We start from the raw sequence: 15,965 nt of genomic DNA on the forward strand, positions 1-15,965 counted from the left end.
ATGCGCGTCGTCGTCAATGCAGCCATGAGCGTGGATGGAAAGCTCTCACACCGCCGCCGAAAGCAGGTGGTCATCAGCGGCGACGCCGATTTCGACCGCATGGACGCCATTCGTGCGGAAAACGACGCCATCATGGTCGGGGCGGGAACCGTCGTCGCAGACGACCCGAGCCTGACCGTCGATGACGAGACACGCCGCGCGGCACGCAAAGCGCGCGGCGTCCCTGAAAATCCGGCGCGCATCATCGCAGACTCCCACGCCCGCTGTCCGCGAGACGCCCAGATTTTCGACGAGCGCGCCCACACCTACCTGCTCGTGAGCGAAGCGGCCCACCCTACGCGAATCCGCAAACTCGAACGCAAGGGCGTCACCATCATCACCGCAGGCGAAGAGCGCGTCAATCTCACGAGCGCCTTCGACGCCCTCGCAGACCACGGCATCGAGTCGATAATGGTCGAAGGCGGCGGCGAACTCATCTTCTCGCTGTTCGAAGAGGGCCTCGTAGACGAACTCACCGTGTTCGTCGGTTCGATGATTATCGGCGGCCGCGAAGCCCCGACGCTCGCGGACGGCGAAGGATTTGTCGCTGGCTTTCCGAAACTGGAGTTGACGAACGTTGAACGGATGGACGACGGCGTCGTGCTGAGTTACGTCCCAGCGAAAAAGTGAGGGTGTTGGTGAACTTTCTTCTCCACTCGCGGCGCTCTCGACCGGTGAAAAGCGAGAGAATGTGAAGACGAGTTAGTGGTCGTGACCGGTCATCTCGGCGAACGTCATGCCAAAGCGCTCTTCGAAGGTTTCGAGGACGCTCTCTTCGATGGCTTCTACGTCTGCGTCGAACTCGCCCTGTGCGTGGTGGACGAGGGCGTGAGCGCGCTGGGCGAAGCCGATGAGAACGACGTCTGCGACGGTTTCTGCGGTGGACTCCTCTTCTGAGAGCAGGGAAAGCAGTTCGGTTGGGAGTTCGACTTCGTCGGTCGAACCGTCCGAGGATTCGATGCTGAACGTGGCTGTCTCTACGGAATCAGACATGGGATTCACTTTGCGCGTGGACGTAAAGGGTCTGTGGAATCTGTGCTTCGTGCGTGCACACGCGGTGCGGTGGCTCGTGGGGTTGGAAAACAGAGAGAATCTGTGAGAGAAATCGAGCGCTTAGTCGTCGGATTCGGGGGCGGCGACCTGTTCTTTAGCGCGGTTTTCGCGGTCTAACTCCTCTAAGTAGTCGTCCGCGTCGATGGCGGCTTGACAGCCCATGCCGCCTGCGGTGATGGCCTGCTGATAGTGGAAGTCCACCACGTCGCCCGCGCCGAAGAGGCCGGGCACGTCCGTTGCGGTCTGTTGTGCGCCTTTGCCGTCTTTCGTGATGAGGTAGCCAGCGTCGTCCATCTTCGCGCCCGTGCCTTCGAGGTAGGCCGTGTTCGGCGTGTGGCCGATGGCGAGGAACACCGCGCCCGTCTCGAAGTCGAATTTTTCAGTAGCGGGGTCGTCGAGTTTCTCGGAGGGGTGGCCCTCGGGGTGGCGAATCATCGTGACGTGGCTCACGCCGTCTTCTGGCGAGCCGTGGATTTCCGTGACCTCGGTGTTGCGGAGGATTTCGATTTCGCCTTCTTCGACCTGTTCGTTGACGCGGTCGATCCAGTAGTCCTCGGCGCGGAACTCCTCGCGGCGGTGGACGAGGTACACTTTCGAGGCGAACTTCGTGAGGAAGGAGGCTTCCTCCATCGCGGCGTCGCCGCCGCCGATGACGACCATTTCTTGGTCGCGGAAGAACGCACCGTCACAGGTCGCACACGTCGAGACGCCGTAGCCCATGAGGTCGTCTTCGCCGGGGATGCCGAGCGTTCGAGCGCTCGCACCGGAGGCGGCGATGAAGGCGTCTGCGGTGATGACGTCGCCCGAGGTGAGTTCGATGCGGAACGGGCGCTCCGAGGCGTCGACCGATTTGACGACGCGGTTTTTGACGGTCGCGCCAAAGCGCTTTGCCTGTGCTTTCATGTTGTTCACGAGTTCAGGCCCGCTGATGCCCTCGGGGAAGCCGGGGTAGTTGTCCACCTCGGTGGTCAAGGTGAGTTGGCCACCCGGCTCTGTGCCTTCGAGAACGAGCGGTTCGTTGTTCGACCGAGCCGCATAAATGGCCGCGGTGAGCCCCGCGATGCCGGACCCGGCAATCACGAGTCGGTGGTGCTCAACCTCGGCTGCGTCGCCTTTTGTCATGTGCACAAATTGACCGTGGACAAGTATTTACCTTGCGCTGTCTTGCGCAGTCAGCACGATTTCGTCCGGGTGTTCGGGCACAGATCTGCCGTCGGTGCCAAGGCCCATATTCGTCCCCGACAACGAGGTTCTATGGCCGCTGATTTAGCAGAGAAGACCAACCGCTACGAACGACTGCTGGCGGAGGCCTTAGACGCCGCAGAAGACGTGAATCCGCCGAACACGCCACTCGGGGAGTCAGCCGCCGAGTACCGCGAGATGGCGCAGTCGTATCTCGACGACGGCCGCCACTTCAAGGCAAATGACGACCTCGTGAACGCCCTCGCGTCGTTCTCCTACGGCCACGGCTGGATGGATGCGGGTGCGCGCATTGGGCTGTTCAAGGTTCCCGACGAGGGGCATCTGTTCACTGTCTGACCGCGTGTCAAAGGAGGTGGAAGTGACCGACGGCGTGAATCTGACACCCTCCTCTGTCGATGGGCTTACATGGTGTGGGTGAGAGATGCAGAACAATGGAGGCCGTCCTCTGGTACGTGTTGACCGGTACCCGAGGTGGAGCCAACCGCGTTCGCCTGCTCAAGACGCTGAATCGGCAACCGCGGAACGCAAACCAACTAGCCGAAGACTTAGCCCTTAACTACAAGACGGTCAGACACCACCTCGATGTTCTCATGGATAACAACATTGTGACGACGAGCGGCGATGAGTACGGAGCGATTTATCTCCCCAGTGAGAACGCCCGCCATCACTGGGATACGATAGAGCAAATCATAGCGCAGGTGGAGTGATTATGGTCGAATTTGGGCTAGTCGTTATATGTGACAGTAAGGTAGGTGGAGGTAGATGAGTATCTGGGTCACGGTCGCACAGGGCGCAACTGCACTAAACGTCCTCCTCCTCGCAGGACTCGGCTATGTGTGGGGTCGTAACTATCTGCAGTTCCGCTCTAAGCACACAATCGGTCTATTCATCTTCTCGTTGTTCTTGCTCGCTCAGAACGCGCTCACGCTCTACTACTACCTCATCGACCCCGACCTCTCTGCGTGGTACGCCTCTGCAGTGCCCGAAATCGTCTGGCAGGCGATGATGCTGCTCGCGGTGTTGCAGTTCATTGGCCTCCTGTTTCTCTCGTGGACGGCGTGGGACTGACGGGAACTGAACAATCGCCATACGGAGAACTACCAGCGCGGTGACGCACACGAGTTTTCATGGGTTAAAAGCGGATTTCAACGCTCACTCCACCAGTTCATCTCCAGTATGCGGTATGTTACCTTGGCCACTGGATAATAACGGCCATTCACGGAAACATCAAGTCGCCATGTCACGAGACACCGGCGAGAATTCGAGGTACAGCCTGCCAACGCGACGAACCGTCCTTCGGACGCTCGGCGTGGGAACCGCGGTGGCGGCGCTCGGTGGGGTCGCCGCTGGGGAAACAGGGGACGGGACGCAGACAAGTGCGAGGGGTGGGACACAGTCTACATTCCAAGCCGACAACGACTGTCCGCCGTGCATCGACGACCTGATGGGATATGCGTCGTTGACGACCGAACTCGACCTCCCAGAGGCGCTCATGCCCCAGCACACAGTTGAACTGCGGCTTGACGACGCGGACGTGTTGTTCCCCGAAGAGGGGGATAGTGACGAGCAGGCGGACGGAGAGGCCGAAGGCTTCCCTGATTTCTATTTCGACCCGGTCGGCCTCGCCATCAGTGTCGGCGACATCATCGAGTTCCCGAACGCCTCTGCTGACCTCCACACGGTGACGGCAATCCACCCACGATTTTTCGGCCTGCCACGGCGGATTCCCGAGGGAGCCGCACCCTTCTCCTCGCCCCCAGTCATGAGCGGGGAGAATTGGATTTATCAGTTCACGGAGCCGGGTGTGTACGACATCATGTGCCTCCCGCATTTCGATCTTGGAATGGTGATGCGCGTCGTCGTCACCGGGGATGGCTGTGAACAGCCCAAAGCACCTGCCGGAAGCGAACAACTGCCGCCGCCGGTGGCCACCGTGCTCGACGCAGAGTTACTCACGCCACAGAACATCATCGACAACGGTCCCATCGCGTGGGAAGACCTCAAAGGAGAGATTCCCACGTTCAATCCCGATGAGCTGTTCGCAGAGGGGGGCGAAGGCGGCTCAGAAACTGACGGAGAGGCAAATCTAGACGGCGAAGAAACGGGAACCGAAACCAGCTGAGCGAACTGGAGTGACGCAGCACGTTCTACACTTTTTCACTGGCGGGTCACCCGGCCGCAAGGCTGCTTAGAACTGCCAAGCTGCCGACGAGTATCATTGCGATGTCGAGAACTCGTGTCAACAGGACGTTCCATTCTGCAGGTTCGACTTGGTCGCGCGGTGTCGTGCTGCCAATTGCATCGATGCGTTCGCTAAATCGTGCGAATCGATAGGGCCACCGCGCCGCGAGGAATCCCCCAAGCAGGAAGAAGATACCGACGGGGTTAATCATGCGTTTTCTCAACCCGAGTCATTCGATAAATAGTTTCTGTCGAGGGAGACTGTGTGATGCGTGGCGTGTTTCGGTGCAACCCATTCGCGAGTCCAGACGGGGTTTAAGCCGCGTGCGCACCTATTTTCATTGATGTACCGAAATCGAACTGACGCGGGCGAGAAACTCGCGGCGGTCGTCGATGCCCACGACGTGGTGGCGGACATCGTCCTTGCGATTCCACGGGGTGGGGTGCCCATTGGCAAAATCGTCGCAGATTTCCTCGCCGTGCCACTCGACATTATCGTCGCGCGAAAGCTCGGTGCGCCCGACAACCCAGAGCTCGCCGTTGGCGCAGTCGCAGCAGACGGGAGCGTCTGGCGAAACGAACCGCTCATCCAGACACTCCGCGTGTCTGAAGAGTACCTCGAAGAGACGATTGCCCGCGAACACGAAACCGCTCAAGCGAAGGCCAAACGGTATCGGGGGGAGCGCACGCCCCCCGACTTGACGGATAAGCGCGTCGTCATCGTCGACGATGGGCTGGCGACCGGGGCGACGGCGCTCGCCTGCGTACGGCTGGCGAAGGCAGCGGGCGCGAGCCGCGTGGTTCTTGCGGTTCCCGTTGCGTCTGAATCGGGTGCAGAGCGGCTCATGAGCGAGGCTGATGAGGTGATTTGTGAGATGACGCCCGCGTACTTCAGCGCTGTGGGACAGTTTTATGAAGATTTCGGTCAGGTGAGCGACGAAGCGGCGATGGCGGCCCTCGCCACTTACGAGCGGTAAATCGGTTGTATATGGGTTGTGTCGTGTGGTTTTGGCCCGTTCCGTTTTGCGAAACATTTATAAACTTTACGCACTAACTATACGTAAGGTCAACACCCGGCTTTTTAGGGTTTCGTACCCCCCGGCAGACACCCGCCCTGGCCCAATGGAGACGCTAATGAGTGACACAACAATCAGGACATACACCGGCGAACAGCCACAGGAGAAGCAGAAGAATCGAATCGTCGATGAAACCGAAGTGTGCCCAGAGTGCAGCGGTCCGCTCATGTCGGACACGGAACACGGCGAGACGGTCTGTCGCGACTGTGGCCTCGTCGTAGAGGAAGCAGAAATCGACCGCGGCCCGGAGTGGCGCGCGTTCAACGCGAGCGAAAAGGACTCGAAGTCCCGTGTCGGTGCACCGACGACGAAGATGATGCACGACAAGGGGCTTTCGACCAACATCGACTGGCGAGACAAGGACGCCTACGGCAAATCCCTCGGTGCCCGCCAGCGCGCGAAGATGCAGCGCCTCCGCACCTGGAACGAGCGGTTCCGCACGCGCGACAGCAAGGAACGCAACCTGAAGCAGGCGCTCGGCGAAATCGACCGCATGTCTTCGGCACTCGGCCTGCCGAGCACGGTTCGTGAGACGGCGTCGGTCATCTACCGGCGCGCGCTCTCTGAGAATCTCTTACCAGGTCGCTCCATCGAAGGCGTCGCCACAGCGTCGGTGTACGCCGCTGCCCGACAAGCGGGCATGCCCCGCAGTCTCGACGAGATTGCGACGGTATCGCGCGTCGATAAGATGGAACTCACGCGCACCTACCGCTACATCGTCCGCCAGCTCAACTTAGAGATAAAGCCCGCAGACCCAGAGAGCTACGTCCCACGCTTTGCGTCTGACTTAGACCTCTCTGATGAGGCAGAGCGCACCGCCCGCGACCTGCTTCGCAACGCGAAAGAGCAGGGCATCATCAGCGGGAAGTCGCCGGTCGGCCTCGCGGCCGCCGCCGTCTACGCCGCCGCGCTGCTCTCGAACGAGAAAGTGACCCAAAGCCAGGTCTCTGACGTAGCGAACATCAGCGAAGTCACCATCCGCAACCGCTACAAAGAACTGCTCGAAGCCAACGGGAACTACCTCCCCGTATAAGTCAGGCAACAAAGCTTTTCATTGCAGCCTGCGAACAGTGTGCACACATGGTGGAAGCATATGTTCGTCTACTCTGTCCTGAGTGCGGCAAAGATTGGGAATCGACGCCGGGTGACCTTCCGCCCTTGAAAACCACCTTCCATTGTCCGAACTGTCACGCAAGTCGAATGCTTTCTGAGTTTATGCGTACCGAACACGACCTCGACACGGTCAAGCAGTTCGAGTAGGCGACGCCCACTCGCAGTCCCGGCTTTTTTCAGAGACCCACGCTCGTATCGTCAGTCACGCGGAGTATACTGTGAGATATATAGTCAATGTATGCAGAATAGACCAGTCAACTGAAAGAGACGTCGGCGTGAAATTCCGGCGAATACTGTCGATACAGCCCTTCTAATCCGGTACGTATGCTAACGAGACTCAAGATAGTAATATAACCCTCCGCTTGTAAGAGGCTGTTGTTATGAAGAAGCAGGAGCTCATCCACCTGCACGGCCTCCTCTCGGAGGTATGCAACCACTACGAAGCAGAGTACGAAATCACAATTGAACACGAGGAATACGAGGCACTTGGGGTACGGCCGACCTCTATCCACAAATCCAAAACGGACCACAAAGCCGCAGTCTTTGCACTCGCAGACGGTATCACCGCAGAAATGACCGAGGCGGAATCCGAGAAGATCTCCGCCACGGCCGATTAATCGCGTCGCGACCGACGCAGTCTCTCTGTCACCACATTGACGAAAAGTGGCGACGCTCTCAGAGCGGTATCGTGCAAAAACTCCTCGCAGCCGCCGTCGGCTTTTATCGACGACCTATTCGGCGTTGAGCGTCGCGCCTGTATCCGCATCGTCCTCACCTTCGCCAAGAATGCGGACGTCAATCACGTCGAGCGGGATATTGTGGAGGCGCTGACCAATCTCTTTGCGCGCGATGCGCGCGGCGTGTTCTTCGCGTTCGACGTTGAACACGGTCATTTCGAGTTCGAGCGCGACGAGGCTCTCGTCTGCGCTCAAGAATGCGGGGTCTAACTGCTCGTGGCAGTGGGGACAGACGCGCTCACCCATGTTGATTTCGACGTAGTTCAAGTCGGGGTTGAGCATCTCGCCCGTCTTCGAGATGGCAATTCGAACCGCTTCGTCCGGCGTGCCGACGTCGTACACCGGGACTGCGGCTTCGACGACAACTCTGCAGTCCATGGACTATTATTCAGCGGCCTCCCGTAAGAAGGTTAGGCCAAATCAGCATACGTCGCCTTTGTGACCTGTTTGTCATGTTGAAAGCGAAAGCACAAACCGCACCCACTCCTCTACGGTGGTAATGGAATCGGGCACCCTCGCACTTGCCAACCTCACGGGAGAATTTGACCTCCAATCGACGGTCGAAAGCGGCCAGTCGTATCTCTGGCGGCGCGAAGATAGCCGGATGTACGAACAAACCCCAGCTTACGGCGGCGACGCGTGGTACTACACCGTCCTCCCGCGCGACGGCGACCCAGCAGTCGTGCGCGTCCGCCAGAAAGACGGCCACCTTGAATGGGAATCGCAGTTCGACGCAGAATCGGCCCTCGTCCATCTCCTTCGACTGGACGACAACCTGCCCGCGATTTTCGACGCGATTCCCGACGACCCCCTCGTGTCCACCGCCTACGACGCCTACAAAGGAATGCGACTCGTCCGCGACCCGCCGTTTCAGACGCTCATCTCGTTTATCTGCTCTGCGCAGATGCGCGTCTCGCGTATCCACGACATGCAACTTGGCCTCGCGCGCACCTACGGCGAGAAACTCGAATTCGACGGGAAAACCTACCACGCATTCCCGACGCCCAAGGCGCTCGCACAAGCAAGCGAAGCAGAACTCCGCGACCTAAACCTCGGCTATCGCGCACCCTACGTCAAGCGCTCTGCCGAACTCGTCGCAACAGGCGAGGCTGCCCCCGAAGACGCCGTTGGACTGGAGTACGAAGCCGCCCGTGACGAACTGAAAACGTTCGTCGGCGTCGGCGACAAAGTCGCAGACTGCATCCTCCTGTTCTCGCTTGGCTACCTCGAAGCCGTCCCGCTCGATACGTGGATTCAATCGGCCATCGCAGACCACTATCCCGACTGCGAGAAGGGGAACTACCGCGATACGTCACGGGCCATCCGCGCGCAGTTCGGCGGGAAATACGCAGGCTACGCCCAGACGTACGTGTTCCACTATCTCAGAACCGGCGGCGAGGCGTAGGGAGAACACTTATTGACGGTTTTGCAGAATGGTTCCTATGACCGAACGAGTGCGCGCACACGTCTTCGTGAGCGGGAAAGTACAGGGCGTCTACTACCGCGCGAACACCCGCGACAAGGCACAGGAACTCGGTGTCTCCGGGTGGGTGAAAAATCTGGCAGACGGCCGCGTCGAAGCCGTGTTCGAGGGCGACGAAAGCGAAGTAGACGCACTCATCGAGTGGTGTCACACGGGAAGTCCGGCCGCGGACGTAACCAGTGTCGAAGCGGAATACAAGTCTCCAGAGAACGTCTCTGGCTTCGAAATCAAGCGGTAAGCCGGTACTCTGCCAACCACGGCGGTTCGTCGGTGTAGTTCCACACAGCCCACTCCTTGTCGTTCGCGTAGTAGGTTCGGTAGGCGTCTACGAGGTCGTCCCGATAGTATTCTTCTGGCATGCACTGTGGCGGTTCGGTCGCACCGCGGGCGGGTATTGCAATCGCGTCGCGGTCGACTCGCTCGAGCATCTGCCAACTCGCGTGTGGCTCGTCATGGTCGAATCGCTCGACGAACTCCGCGTTCAGCGCGCCTGCAAACTCATAGAGGCGAAGCCAATTCTCCCGTGAGTGTGCCGCCCATTCGACGACGGGATGGCCGGTGTGGGTTGGCTGATAGAGAAATGCCTCGTCGTGACCGTGTTCACGGAGGGCAGTCGAGAGGATTTGGGCGGCTTCGAGCAGCATCTTGTTCACGTGCTGGTCACCGTGGTAGCGCGCCGCCCGTCGCGGATTTTCGTCTAGCCAGAAGACGTTCACAACTGGGTGAAAGGAGTGGAGGAAAATGACTGCACCGGCCCCCGCACGTTTAACCCACCCCGGAAACAACTCCCTGCCATGATTTCGAGCGACCGAATGGCCGCCGTAGACGAGAACGCGGCGGCCCTCGGAGTGCCTCAAAAACAGTTGATGGAGTCGAGTGGCAACGCCGTCGCTCGCGTCGTCCGCAACCTCGTCTCACCCGGTGCGACCGTCGCCATCGTCGCCGGGCGCGGGAACAACGGTGGTGACGCCTTCGTCGCCGCGCGATTCCTTGACGAATTTGACGTGACCGTTCACCTGCTCGGCCGCGAGGAGTCCATTTCGACCGACATCGCCCGCGAGAACTGGGACGCGCTCAAAGAGGCTGAATACGATACCCGAGAAGTCCGCGATTCGACGGCACTCGACCTCGGCACCCCCGACCTCATCGTAGACGGAATGCTCGGTACCGGCGTCACCGGCGAGTTGCGCGAACCCGAGAAAACCGCTGCCGAAGCCATCAACGCCTCGGGAGCGACGGTCGTTTCCGTGGACGTGCCGACGGGAATGGACGCAGACACGGGTTCCTCAGCCGGAATCGCCGTCGGTGCAGACCACGTCGTCACCTGCCACGACATGAAACCCGGCCTCGAAAACCTCCCGAACGTCACCGTCGCGGACATCGGGATTCCCGCCGCAGCAGAGCTGTTCGTCGGGCCGGGTGACCTCCGCACACTCACCCGGAAATCCGAGAGCCACAAGGGCGACCACGGCCGCGTGCTCATCGTCGGCGGCGGCCCGTACACCGGCGCACCGGCGCTTTCCGGGCAGGCCGCACTTCGCGCTGGCGCAGACCTCGTGCGCGTCGCTTGTCCGAAGTCGGTCGCCCGCGAGATACAGGGCTACAGCGAGAACTTGATTCTCCGACCGTTCGATGGCGACAGACTCGAACCGAGCCACGTAGAGTCCCTGCTCGACCTCGCCACAGGCCACGACACGGTGGTGTTCGGCCCCGGTCTCGGGAGCGCGGACGAGACGCTCGACGCGGTAGAAGAGTTCGTAAAAGCTTTCGACGGAACTGCGGTCGTGGACGCAGATGCGCTGCAGGTGGTTCCGACAATCGAAACGGAGGCGACGCTCATCTGCACGCCTCATCAGGGCGAACTCAAAAAGATGGGCGGGGAAACCGACACGGACTGGCACAGTCGGAAGGAGTTGGTTGAGGACTTCGCAAAAAGCCTCGGCCACACGTTGCTCGTGAAAGGAGCCTACGACGTGATTTCGGACGGTGAGACGACGCGCGTCAATCGGACTGGCAATCCCGGCATGACCGTCGGTGGAACGGGCGACGTGCTCGCGGGTGCGACCGGCGCGCTCGCGGCGACACAGGAACCGACACACGCAGCAGCCATCGCCGCCTACGCGACGGGACGCGCTGGTGATTTGGTGGTCGAGCAACGAGGGTACGGTATGATGGCAACCGATTTGCTTTCGACGCTGCCGGTCGCGCTCTGGGGTGAGCGCCGTGAGTGACGACCTGACGCACACGACGGAGTCGGGCGACGTGCAGATGGTCGACGTGGGCAAGAAACCAGACACCGCCCGCCGCGCCGTCGCACAGGGCGACATCCACCTCAAACCAACGACCATCAACGCCATCCGCGAGAGCGAGATAGGCAAAGGCGACGTGCTCGCAACCGCCCGCGTCGGCGCGATTCAGGCGGTCAAACACACGTGGGAGACCATCCCGATGTGCCACCAGATTCCGATTACGAACGTAGACACCGAGTTCGAGATTAGCGAGGAGAAAATCACCCTGACTGTGGCCGTCGAAACCACCGGCAAGACGGGCTGTGAGATGGAAGCCTTAGAGGGCGTAACGACCGGTTTGAACGTCGTCTGGGACATGGTGAAAGCCGTCGAGAAAGACGAAAACGGGCAGTATCCCGCGACGGAGATTTCGAACGTGCGCGTGCTCGATAAGGAAAAGCAGACGCTCGACTGACCGGAAAGCACTTCGAAAACTCGACTACTCAGGCTGATTCTGCGAGCGGCAACTCACCGGCTTTCGACCGCGATTTCTCCACGATGGCGGGTCGGGCTTCGAAGTCCACGATGACTTGCTCGCCGTAGTCCACGTCGTTGACGCGGGCGTTGTCGTGAATCCACGAGACGAGGCTCATCGTCTCGTCGGTCATCGGGAGGACGAGCCGTTCGTGTTCGAACGGCGGGAGCGCGCGCTCGATGCGGTCTCTGAGCGCGTCCATATTCAGATCCTCTTTTGCGCTGATGACCACGGGGTCGGGGGCGAGCGCGGAGAGTGCCTCGATTTTCTCGGCAATCTCGGCGTCGTCAACCGCGTCTGCCTTGTTCAAGACGGTCACGATGGGCGCTTCGTTGCGCTCATACAGCGTGTCGTGGCAGGTGACGAGTTTCTCGCGGATGTTCTCGACCGGCTCTGAAACGTCCACGACGAGGAGGACGAGGTCTGCGTGGTACACCGCATCCAGCGTGGATTTAAACGATTCGACCAGCCAGTGAGGCAGGTTGGTGATGAATCCAACCGTGTCCGTGACGAGGACGTTTCGCTCCATGTCGGCGCGGCGGGTCGTCGTCCCGAGCGTGGTGAACAGGCGGTCTTCTGACTCGGCGGTGGCCTCGATATCCGGGTGGAGATCTTCGTTTTCGTCTACGTCCACGTCGCGGGCGAGTTGGCGCAGGAGTGTGGACTTCCCGGCGTTCGTGTACCCGGCGAGCGCGACGAGGTCGAAGCCCGTCTCCCGGCGGTGTTCGCGGCGCTGTTCTTCGCGGCGTTCAATGCGCGTGAGTTCGTCCCGAAGGCGGGCAATCTGGGATTTGATGTCGCGTTCGCGGTTTTGGTCGTACTCACCAAGCCCCATGAACCCCGGGCGCTCATCGCGCTTTGCGAGGCTGGCTTTCGCCTCTGCACGCGGGAGTTCGTATCGGAGGTTTGCGAGTTCGACTTGGAGTTGTGCCTTGCGCGTGCGGGCACGCTGGCCGAAAATTTCGAGGACGAGTTTGAAGCGGTCTACGACCTCGACGCCCTCGGGCAGTCGTTTGCCGAGGTTGAACACCTGATACGGCCCGAGTCGGTTGTCGAAAATAACGATGCCTGCGCCCGTCTCTGCGACGAGCGCGGCGAGTTCGTCTGCTTTCCCTTCCCCGATGTGGAGGGCGGAGTCCGCTTCACGCGTTTGCGTGAGCGTCGCAGCGACGGTGTAGCCCGCCGCTGCTGCGAGATCGCAAATCTCTCCAACATCGGCACTCCCCCTGTCGACACGTTTGACGATAACGGCCTTCATAGCAATTCCTCGCCAGCAGTGGCGGGGAGTGAAACACCCATTTCGACACGGCACGCCACCGTGTCGCGGTCTGTCTTATTGACGGCAGCCCACCTCCGCGACGCTACTGACGTTCATGGCCGTCAGTATGCGCCCGCACATCTTCAATGTCACGGCGTGACACTCTGGTTGAGGGGTGAATTTAGGACAAAAGTCTTAACAGTTACGTGCGGAGTGTACGCTATGGTGGATATCAACCTCCAACAACTCGGCATCGAAGCCGGGGGTGGGGCACTCATCGGGGCGATTATTGGCTTTGCTGCGAAGAAAGTAGCAAAACTCATCGCCGTCATTATTGGTCTCGAACTCGCGCTGTTCAAGTTCTTAGAGTCGCGCCAGATTCTCACCGTCGATTGGGAGAAACTGACTGCTGGATTCATCAAAGCCGGCGAAGAAGCGACCTCTGCGACGCCCCCCTCGTGGATTACGACGATTTTAGAAACGCTCTCGGTGGGTGCAGGGTTCACCGCTGGCTTCTTGCTTGGCTTCCGCAGAGGATAGTTTCTGCATTCGATTTTTCGGTGGACAAGGGTTAGAGCGACTGCTCTACTCGAACCGCTCCCGAAAGTTCCTGCCCAGTCGGTGGTGAAAGCGTCAGTCCCGCCTCGACGAACCGGCGCTTTAACTGGCGTCTGAAATCAGAGCGCACCGTCGCAATGTTGCTCCCAGCGGGGTCGTCTACCCAGAACTCGGCTTGCACGGTGATCGCGTTCGGCCCGAGTTCCATGATGCGAGACGTGGGTGCCGGCTCTGCCAATGCGAGGTCTTGGCTCGCAGCGACCTGCCTGATTTCGAGGAGCGCGCGCTCTGTATCCTCGTCGTAGGGGAGATACGCCTGTTCGGTCACTCGAAACGTGTCGCGCCCGAACGGCCGAGTGAGCGCATTGGTCGTGAGTTCCGTGTTGGGGACGGTGATGGTCTCGTTGTTCGGGGAGCGAATTCGCGTCACTCGGAAGTCAACGGCTTCAACGGTTCCCTGCCCACCAGACCATGAAATCCAGTCGCCAACGTTGAAATCCGGGTCCGCAACGAGGAACATGCCACTGATGAGCGACCCGAACACTTCCTGCCCGGAGATACCAAGCAGAAACGTGAGCGCGGCGATGACGACCGCAGAGCCGGTGAGAACGCCCCCGTAGCCCGCGGCGACGATGCCCGCAAGCGTCGCCAACAACGCGAACGCGACACGAAGATACGTTTCTGCTGCCGTCTCAATCGTGGGATTGTTGCGGTTGCGCGCCCGAACCACCCGCAACACGAGCGGGATAAGCAGAAAACGGCCAACGAGGTACACCATAAATGCCCCGCTCAGAAACCAGAACACCTCGGTGAGAACCTCTTGATACGCAGAGAGCGACTCGGGGAGGTTCACCTGCAACAGGAATTGTCCGACCATGTCCGTGCATCGGGACGAACGGGGAAAAAGCGACCGCCGAGAATCGCTTATCGCGTTTTGATGTCGTCTTCGTCTTTGATGATTTGGGTCTCTGCTTCGCCGCTCGACAGCTCGTTTACGAGGCTATAAAACTCGTTTTGCAGTCCGGCGGGGAAGGTGATGACGCCGACCCACGACCCGTCGTTTTGCCACTCTTCTCGCTCTAAGTCGCCGAACTTGCGGATGCGCGCCTGTGCGCTGCCTGCGTACTGAGCCGGGATTCTCGCCGCGATGGTTACCGTGTCGAAGCGAATCGGGATGACGGGCCGAAGCGCATCGAGGGCGTCATCGACCTGTTCTTCGACCCGCTCCATCGGGTCTACCTTGAACCCCGCCTGTTCGAGCGCTGCCTCGATGCGGTCTGGCGGGTGGGGGGCGTTGTCCATCTGCGGGTTGATGGCGTTTCTCGCGATGGTCGCCACCAACTGCTTGCGCTTTTGTTCTTGCATCTCGCGGCGCTGGTCTGCGGTAATCTGAATCTCGCCGCGTTTGATGACCTCCGGGATAATTTCCATCGGGTCTGTCGTCCCGAACACCTTCTCTAAGTCCTCCTCTGCGGGGCGGTCACCGCGTGAGGCGTCTTCGAACACGTCGTCTGCGGCGATGACATCCTCTAAGTCGCCTTTGAACTCGTCTCGTTTGATGGCCAGTGCAGCGTCCGGGTCAACGAGAACCTCAAATCGCGCACCGTGTGATTCGAGTCGGGCCGTGACGGCCTCGTCAAGTGAAATCATGGTACAAGATAGTACAGCACGGGTAAAGGGTGTTGTCCTCGGTTGGGCGAAAACTGGCCGAGCGCAACGGCTCGCTGGTGGGGAAAACGAAAGAACGGCGCGATTATTCGTCGTCCGACTCGGTGTCGAGCAGGTCGAGTTCCGTGAGGTAGGATTCGACGGACTCGTCGTCTAATTCGGCAAAGTCCTCGTCTAAGGAGATGGTGGCGACACCGATTCCTTCTGGGCGGAGTTTGCCGTCGTTGACCTCTGCGAGTGCCCGGAGGGCGAGTCCGACACCGGCGTCGAGGTCGAGTTCCTCGGAGTAGTTCGCTTCGAGGTAGTCTTGAATCTCGCCGCGGTCTGCGCCGACGGCGAGCGCCTTCCACTCGTACGGCGTCCCGGATGGGTCCGTTTCGTAGAGGCGTGGGCGGCCGTTTTCGATGCCGCCGATGATGAGCGCGACACCGAATGGGCGCGCGCCACCGACCTGCGTGTACTGCTGGATGTGGTCGGTGACTTCCTTCGTGAGCGTCTCGACGCCGATTGGCTCGCCGTAGCGCAGTTGGTTTATCTGCGCCTGACGGCGGGCAAAGTCGATGAGCTGGCGCGCGTCTGCGACGTGCCCGGCGCTCGCGATGCCGATGTGGTCGTCGGCCTTGTGAATCTTTTCGACGCTAGTGCGCTCCATGAGCGGCGAGCGAATGCGCTTGTCAACTGCGAGCACGATGCCGTCCGTCGTCCGGACACCGATGCTCGCGGTTCCTCGCTTGACTGCCTCACGGGCGTACTCGACCTGGTAGAGGCGTCCGTCCGGGGAGAAAATCGTAATTCCGCGGTCGTAGGCCTGTTGTTGGGCTTGTCCCTGCATG

The 15,965-nt window shown here is 60.2% G+C and carries 23 protein-coding genes; 14 read left to right on the forward strand and 9 right to left on the reverse strand.

Going from position 1 to position 15,965, the window contains the following annotated elements; genetic code table 11:
• Nucleotides 1-669, forward strand: coding sequence for a 2,5-diamino-6-(ribosylamino)-4(3H)-pyrimidinone 5'-phosphate reductase (locus V5N13_RS03140; protein ID WP_332899378.1), 669 nt, complete (start codon nucleotides 1-3; stop codon nucleotides 667-669).
• A 72-nt stretch (nucleotides 670-741) separates the two neighbouring features.
• Here the strand turns inward: V5N13_RS03140 and V5N13_RS03145 are convergent, their stop codons facing one another.
• Together V5N13_RS03145 and V5N13_RS03150 are read right to left on the reverse strand one after the other, a co-directional pair.
• A complete protein-coding gene (locus V5N13_RS03145; RefSeq protein WP_332899379.1) occupies nucleotides 742-1,032 on the reverse strand; it encodes a DUF7545 family protein in 291 nt (96 codons plus the stop codon).
• A gap of 120 nt (nucleotides 1,033-1,152) precedes the next feature.
• Nucleotides 1,153-2,214, reverse strand: coding sequence for an NAD(P)/FAD-dependent oxidoreductase (locus V5N13_RS03150; RefSeq protein WP_336359585.1), 1,062 nt, complete (start codon nucleotides 2,212-2,214; stop codon nucleotides 1,153-1,155).
• A gap of 132 nt (nucleotides 2,215-2,346) precedes the next feature.
• On the opposite strand from V5N13_RS03150, the gene V5N13_RS03155 reads away from it, so the two are divergent.
• From V5N13_RS03155 to V5N13_RS03170, 4 genes are all read left to right on the forward strand, one after another.
• A complete protein-coding gene (locus V5N13_RS03155) occupies nucleotides 2,347-2,631 on the forward strand; it encodes a DUF357 domain-containing protein (RefSeq protein WP_336359586.1) in 285 nt (94 codons plus the stop codon).
• Between the two features lie 95 nt (nucleotides 2,632-2,726).
• Nucleotides 2,727-3,002 (forward strand): ArsR/SmtB family transcription factor, encoded by a 276-nt coding sequence (locus V5N13_RS03160; protein ID WP_336359587.1) that lies wholly within the window; start codon nucleotides 2,727-2,729, stop codon nucleotides 3,000-3,002.
• A gap of 55 nt (nucleotides 3,003-3,057) precedes the next feature.
• Nucleotides 3,058-3,363 (forward strand): hypothetical protein, encoded by a 306-nt coding sequence (locus tag V5N13_RS03165; RefSeq protein WP_332899383.1) that lies wholly within the window; start codon nucleotides 3,058-3,060, stop codon nucleotides 3,361-3,363.
• Nucleotides 3,364-3,532: 169 nt separating this feature from the next.
• Nucleotides 3,533-4,417: a cupredoxin domain-containing protein gene (locus V5N13_RS03170; protein WP_336359588.1), complete on the forward strand. Its 885-nt coding sequence runs from the start codon at nucleotides 3,533-3,535 to the stop codon at nucleotides 4,415-4,417.
• Nucleotides 4,418-4,463: 46 nt separating this feature from the next.
• Here the strand turns inward: V5N13_RS03170 and V5N13_RS03175 are convergent, their stop codons facing one another.
• Nucleotides 4,464-4,688: a hypothetical protein gene (locus tag V5N13_RS03175; protein WP_336359589.1), complete on the reverse strand. Its 225-nt coding sequence runs from the start codon at nucleotides 4,686-4,688 to the stop codon at nucleotides 4,464-4,466.
• Nucleotides 4,689-4,820: 132 nt separating this feature from the next.
• Here V5N13_RS03175 and V5N13_RS03180 point away from each other — a divergent pair, with 132 nt between their 5' ends.
• From V5N13_RS03180 to V5N13_RS03195, 4 genes are all read left to right on the forward strand, one after another.
• Complete coding sequence (locus tag V5N13_RS03180) at nucleotides 4,821-5,453, forward strand: phosphoribosyltransferase (RefSeq protein ID WP_336359590.1); 633 nt, start codon at nucleotides 4,821-4,823, stop codon at nucleotides 5,451-5,453.
• A 157-nt stretch (nucleotides 5,454-5,610) separates the two neighbouring features.
• Nucleotides 5,611-6,585: a transcription initiation factor IIB gene (locus V5N13_RS03185; RefSeq protein ID WP_332899387.1), complete on the forward strand. Its 975-nt coding sequence runs from the start codon at nucleotides 5,611-5,613 to the stop codon at nucleotides 6,583-6,585.
• Between the two features lie 47 nt (nucleotides 6,586-6,632).
• On the forward strand, nucleotides 6,633-6,812 hold the full coding sequence (locus tag V5N13_RS03190; RefSeq protein ID WP_332899388.1) for a DUF7836 family putative zinc-binding protein: 180 nt from the start codon (nucleotides 6,633-6,635) through the stop codon (nucleotides 6,810-6,812).
• A 233-nt stretch (nucleotides 6,813-7,045) separates the two neighbouring features.
• Nucleotides 7,046-7,282 carry a UPF0058 family protein gene (locus V5N13_RS03195; RefSeq protein ID WP_332899389.1) on the forward strand — a complete coding sequence of 79 codons (237 nt, stop codon included), beginning with the start codon at nucleotides 7,046-7,048 and terminating at the stop codon, nucleotides 7,280-7,282.
• 114 nt (nucleotides 7,283-7,396) lie between these two features.
• On the opposite strand, the gene V5N13_RS03200 is transcribed toward V5N13_RS03195, so the two are convergent.
• Nucleotides 7,397-7,780, reverse strand: a complete 384-nt coding sequence (locus V5N13_RS03200; protein ID WP_332899390.1) for a DUF555 domain-containing protein — start codon at nucleotides 7,778-7,780, stop codon at nucleotides 7,397-7,399.
• Nucleotides 7,781-7,901: 121 nt separating this feature from the next.
• Here V5N13_RS03200 and V5N13_RS03205 point away from each other — a divergent pair, with 121 nt between their 5' ends.
• The gene (locus V5N13_RS03205; RefSeq protein ID WP_336359591.1) at nucleotides 7,902-8,807 is read left to right on the forward strand and encodes a DNA-3-methyladenine glycosylase family protein; all 906 of its coding nucleotides are present in this window, start codon (nucleotides 7,902-7,904) and stop codon (nucleotides 8,805-8,807) included.
• A gap of 37 nt (nucleotides 8,808-8,844) precedes the next feature.
• On the forward strand, nucleotides 8,845-9,123 hold the full coding sequence (locus V5N13_RS03210) for an acylphosphatase (RefSeq protein ID WP_332899392.1): 279 nt from the start codon (nucleotides 8,845-8,847) through the stop codon (nucleotides 9,121-9,123).
• On the opposite strand, the gene V5N13_RS03215 is transcribed toward V5N13_RS03210, so the two are convergent.
• Entirely contained in the window at nucleotides 9,113-9,601 is a 489-nt protein-coding gene (locus tag V5N13_RS03215; RefSeq protein ID WP_336359592.1) for a hypothetical protein, read from the reverse strand. The genes V5N13_RS03210 and V5N13_RS03215 overlap by 11 nt on opposite strands.
• Before the next feature lie 78 nt (nucleotides 9,602-9,679).
• Between V5N13_RS03215 and V5N13_RS03220 the strand changes: the two genes are divergently transcribed.
• The gene (locus V5N13_RS03220; RefSeq protein WP_336359593.1) at nucleotides 9,680-11,116 is read left to right on the forward strand and encodes an NAD(P)H-hydrate dehydratase; all 1,437 of its coding nucleotides are present in this window, start codon (nucleotides 9,680-9,682) and stop codon (nucleotides 11,114-11,116) included.
• A complete protein-coding gene (gene moaC, locus V5N13_RS03225) occupies nucleotides 11,100-11,588 on the forward strand; it encodes a cyclic pyranopterin monophosphate synthase MoaC (protein ID WP_442905057.1) in 489 nt (162 codons plus the stop codon). The genes V5N13_RS03220 and moaC overlap by 17 nt, the downstream gene beginning before the upstream one ends.
• A 28-nt stretch (nucleotides 11,589-11,616) precedes the next feature.
• Here the strand turns inward: moaC and hflX are convergent, their stop codons facing one another.
• The gene (gene hflX, locus V5N13_RS03230) at nucleotides 11,617-12,906 is read right to left on the reverse strand and encodes a GTPase HflX (RefSeq protein ID WP_336359595.1); all 1,290 of its coding nucleotides are present in this window, start codon (nucleotides 12,904-12,906) and stop codon (nucleotides 11,617-11,619) included.
• A gap of 222 nt (nucleotides 12,907-13,128) precedes the next feature.
• Here hflX and V5N13_RS03235 point away from each other — a divergent pair, with 222 nt between their 5' ends.
• The gene (locus tag V5N13_RS03235; protein WP_332899397.1) at nucleotides 13,129-13,446 is read left to right on the forward strand and encodes an FUN14 domain-containing protein; all 318 of its coding nucleotides are present in this window, start codon (nucleotides 13,129-13,131) and stop codon (nucleotides 13,444-13,446) included.
• A 31-nt stretch (nucleotides 13,447-13,477) separates the two neighbouring features.
• Here the strand turns inward: V5N13_RS03235 and V5N13_RS03240 are convergent, their stop codons facing one another.
• From V5N13_RS03240 to psmA, 3 genes are all read right to left on the reverse strand, one after another.
• Nucleotides 13,478-14,341 (reverse strand): mechanosensitive ion channel family protein, encoded by an 864-nt coding sequence (locus tag V5N13_RS03240; protein ID WP_336359596.1) that lies wholly within the window; start codon nucleotides 14,339-14,341, stop codon nucleotides 13,478-13,480.
• A gap of 47 nt (nucleotides 14,342-14,388) precedes the next feature.
• Nucleotides 14,389-15,114 (reverse strand): ribosome assembly factor SBDS, encoded by a 726-nt coding sequence (locus V5N13_RS03245; protein ID WP_332899399.1) that lies wholly within the window; start codon nucleotides 15,112-15,114, stop codon nucleotides 14,389-14,391.
• A 103-nt stretch (nucleotides 15,115-15,217) separates the two neighbouring features.
• Nucleotides 15,218-15,964 carry an archaeal proteasome endopeptidase complex subunit alpha gene (psmA, locus tag V5N13_RS03250; protein WP_336359597.1) on the reverse strand — a complete coding sequence of 249 codons (747 nt, stop codon included), beginning with the start codon at nucleotides 15,962-15,964 and terminating at the stop codon, nucleotides 15,218-15,220.
• Between the last annotated feature and the right edge of the window lies 1 nt (nucleotide 15,965).

The sequence above is a fragment of the Haladaptatus sp. ZSTT2 genome, assembly GCF_037081775.1.
Classification (GTDB): Archaea; Halobacteriota; Halobacteria; order Halobacteriales; family Halococcaceae; genus QDMS2.

Coding starts and splice junctions, on each gene's coding strand:
- V5N13_RS03140 (WP_332899378.1), top strand. CDS start 1: ATGCGCGTCGTCGTCAATGCAGCCATGAGCGTGGATGGAAAGCTCTCA.
- V5N13_RS03145 (WP_332899379.1), bottom strand. CDS start 1,032: ATGTCTGATTCCGTAGAGACAGCCACGTTCAGCATCGAATCCTCGGAC.
- V5N13_RS03150 (WP_336359585.1), bottom strand. CDS start 2,214: ATGACAAAAGGCGACGCAGCCGAGGTTGAGCACCACCGACTCGTGATT.
- V5N13_RS03155 (WP_336359586.1), top strand. CDS start 2,347: ATGGCCGCTGATTTAGCAGAGAAGACCAACCGCTACGAACGACTGCTG.
- V5N13_RS03160 (WP_336359587.1), top strand. CDS start 2,727: ATGGAGGCCGTCCTCTGGTACGTGTTGACCGGTACCCGAGGTGGAGCC.
- V5N13_RS03165 (WP_332899383.1), top strand. CDS start 3,058: ATGAGTATCTGGGTCACGGTCGCACAGGGCGCAACTGCACTAAACGTC.
- V5N13_RS03170 (WP_336359588.1), top strand. CDS start 3,533: ATGTCACGAGACACCGGCGAGAATTCGAGGTACAGCCTGCCAACGCGA.
- V5N13_RS03175 (WP_336359589.1), bottom strand. CDS start 4,688: ATGATTAACCCCGTCGGTATCTTCTTCCTGCTTGGGGGATTCCTCGCG.
- V5N13_RS03180 (WP_336359590.1), top strand. CDS start 4,821: ATGTACCGAAATCGAACTGACGCGGGCGAGAAACTCGCGGCGGTCGTC.
- V5N13_RS03185 (WP_332899387.1), top strand. CDS start 5,611: ATGAGTGACACAACAATCAGGACATACACCGGCGAACAGCCACAGGAG.
- V5N13_RS03190 (WP_332899388.1), top strand. CDS start 6,633: ATGGTGGAAGCATATGTTCGTCTACTCTGTCCTGAGTGCGGCAAAGAT.
- V5N13_RS03195 (WP_332899389.1), top strand. CDS start 7,046: ATGAAGAAGCAGGAGCTCATCCACCTGCACGGCCTCCTCTCGGAGGTA.
- V5N13_RS03200 (WP_332899390.1), bottom strand. CDS start 7,780: ATGGACTGCAGAGTTGTCGTCGAAGCCGCAGTCCCGGTGTACGACGTC.
- V5N13_RS03205 (WP_336359591.1), top strand. CDS start 7,902: ATGGAATCGGGCACCCTCGCACTTGCCAACCTCACGGGAGAATTTGAC.
- V5N13_RS03210 (WP_332899392.1), top strand. CDS start 8,845: ATGACCGAACGAGTGCGCGCACACGTCTTCGTGAGCGGGAAAGTACAG.
- V5N13_RS03220 (WP_336359593.1), top strand. CDS start 9,680: ATGATTTCGAGCGACCGAATGGCCGCCGTAGACGAGAACGCGGCGGCC.
- hflX (WP_336359595.1), bottom strand. CDS start 12,906: ATGAAGGCCGTTATCGTCAAACGTGTCGACAGGGGGAGTGCCGATGTT.
- V5N13_RS03235 (WP_332899397.1), top strand. CDS start 13,129: ATGGTGGATATCAACCTCCAACAACTCGGCATCGAAGCCGGGGGTGGG.
- V5N13_RS03240 (WP_336359596.1), bottom strand. CDS start 14,341: ATGGTCGGACAATTCCTGTTGCAGGTGAACCTCCCCGAGTCGCTCTCT.
- V5N13_RS03245 (WP_332899399.1), bottom strand. CDS start 15,114: ATGATTTCACTTGACGAGGCCGTCACGGCCCGACTCGAATCACACGGT.
- psmA (WP_336359597.1), bottom strand. CDS start 15,964: ATGCAGGGACAAGCCCAACAACAGGCCTACGACCGCGGAATTACGATT.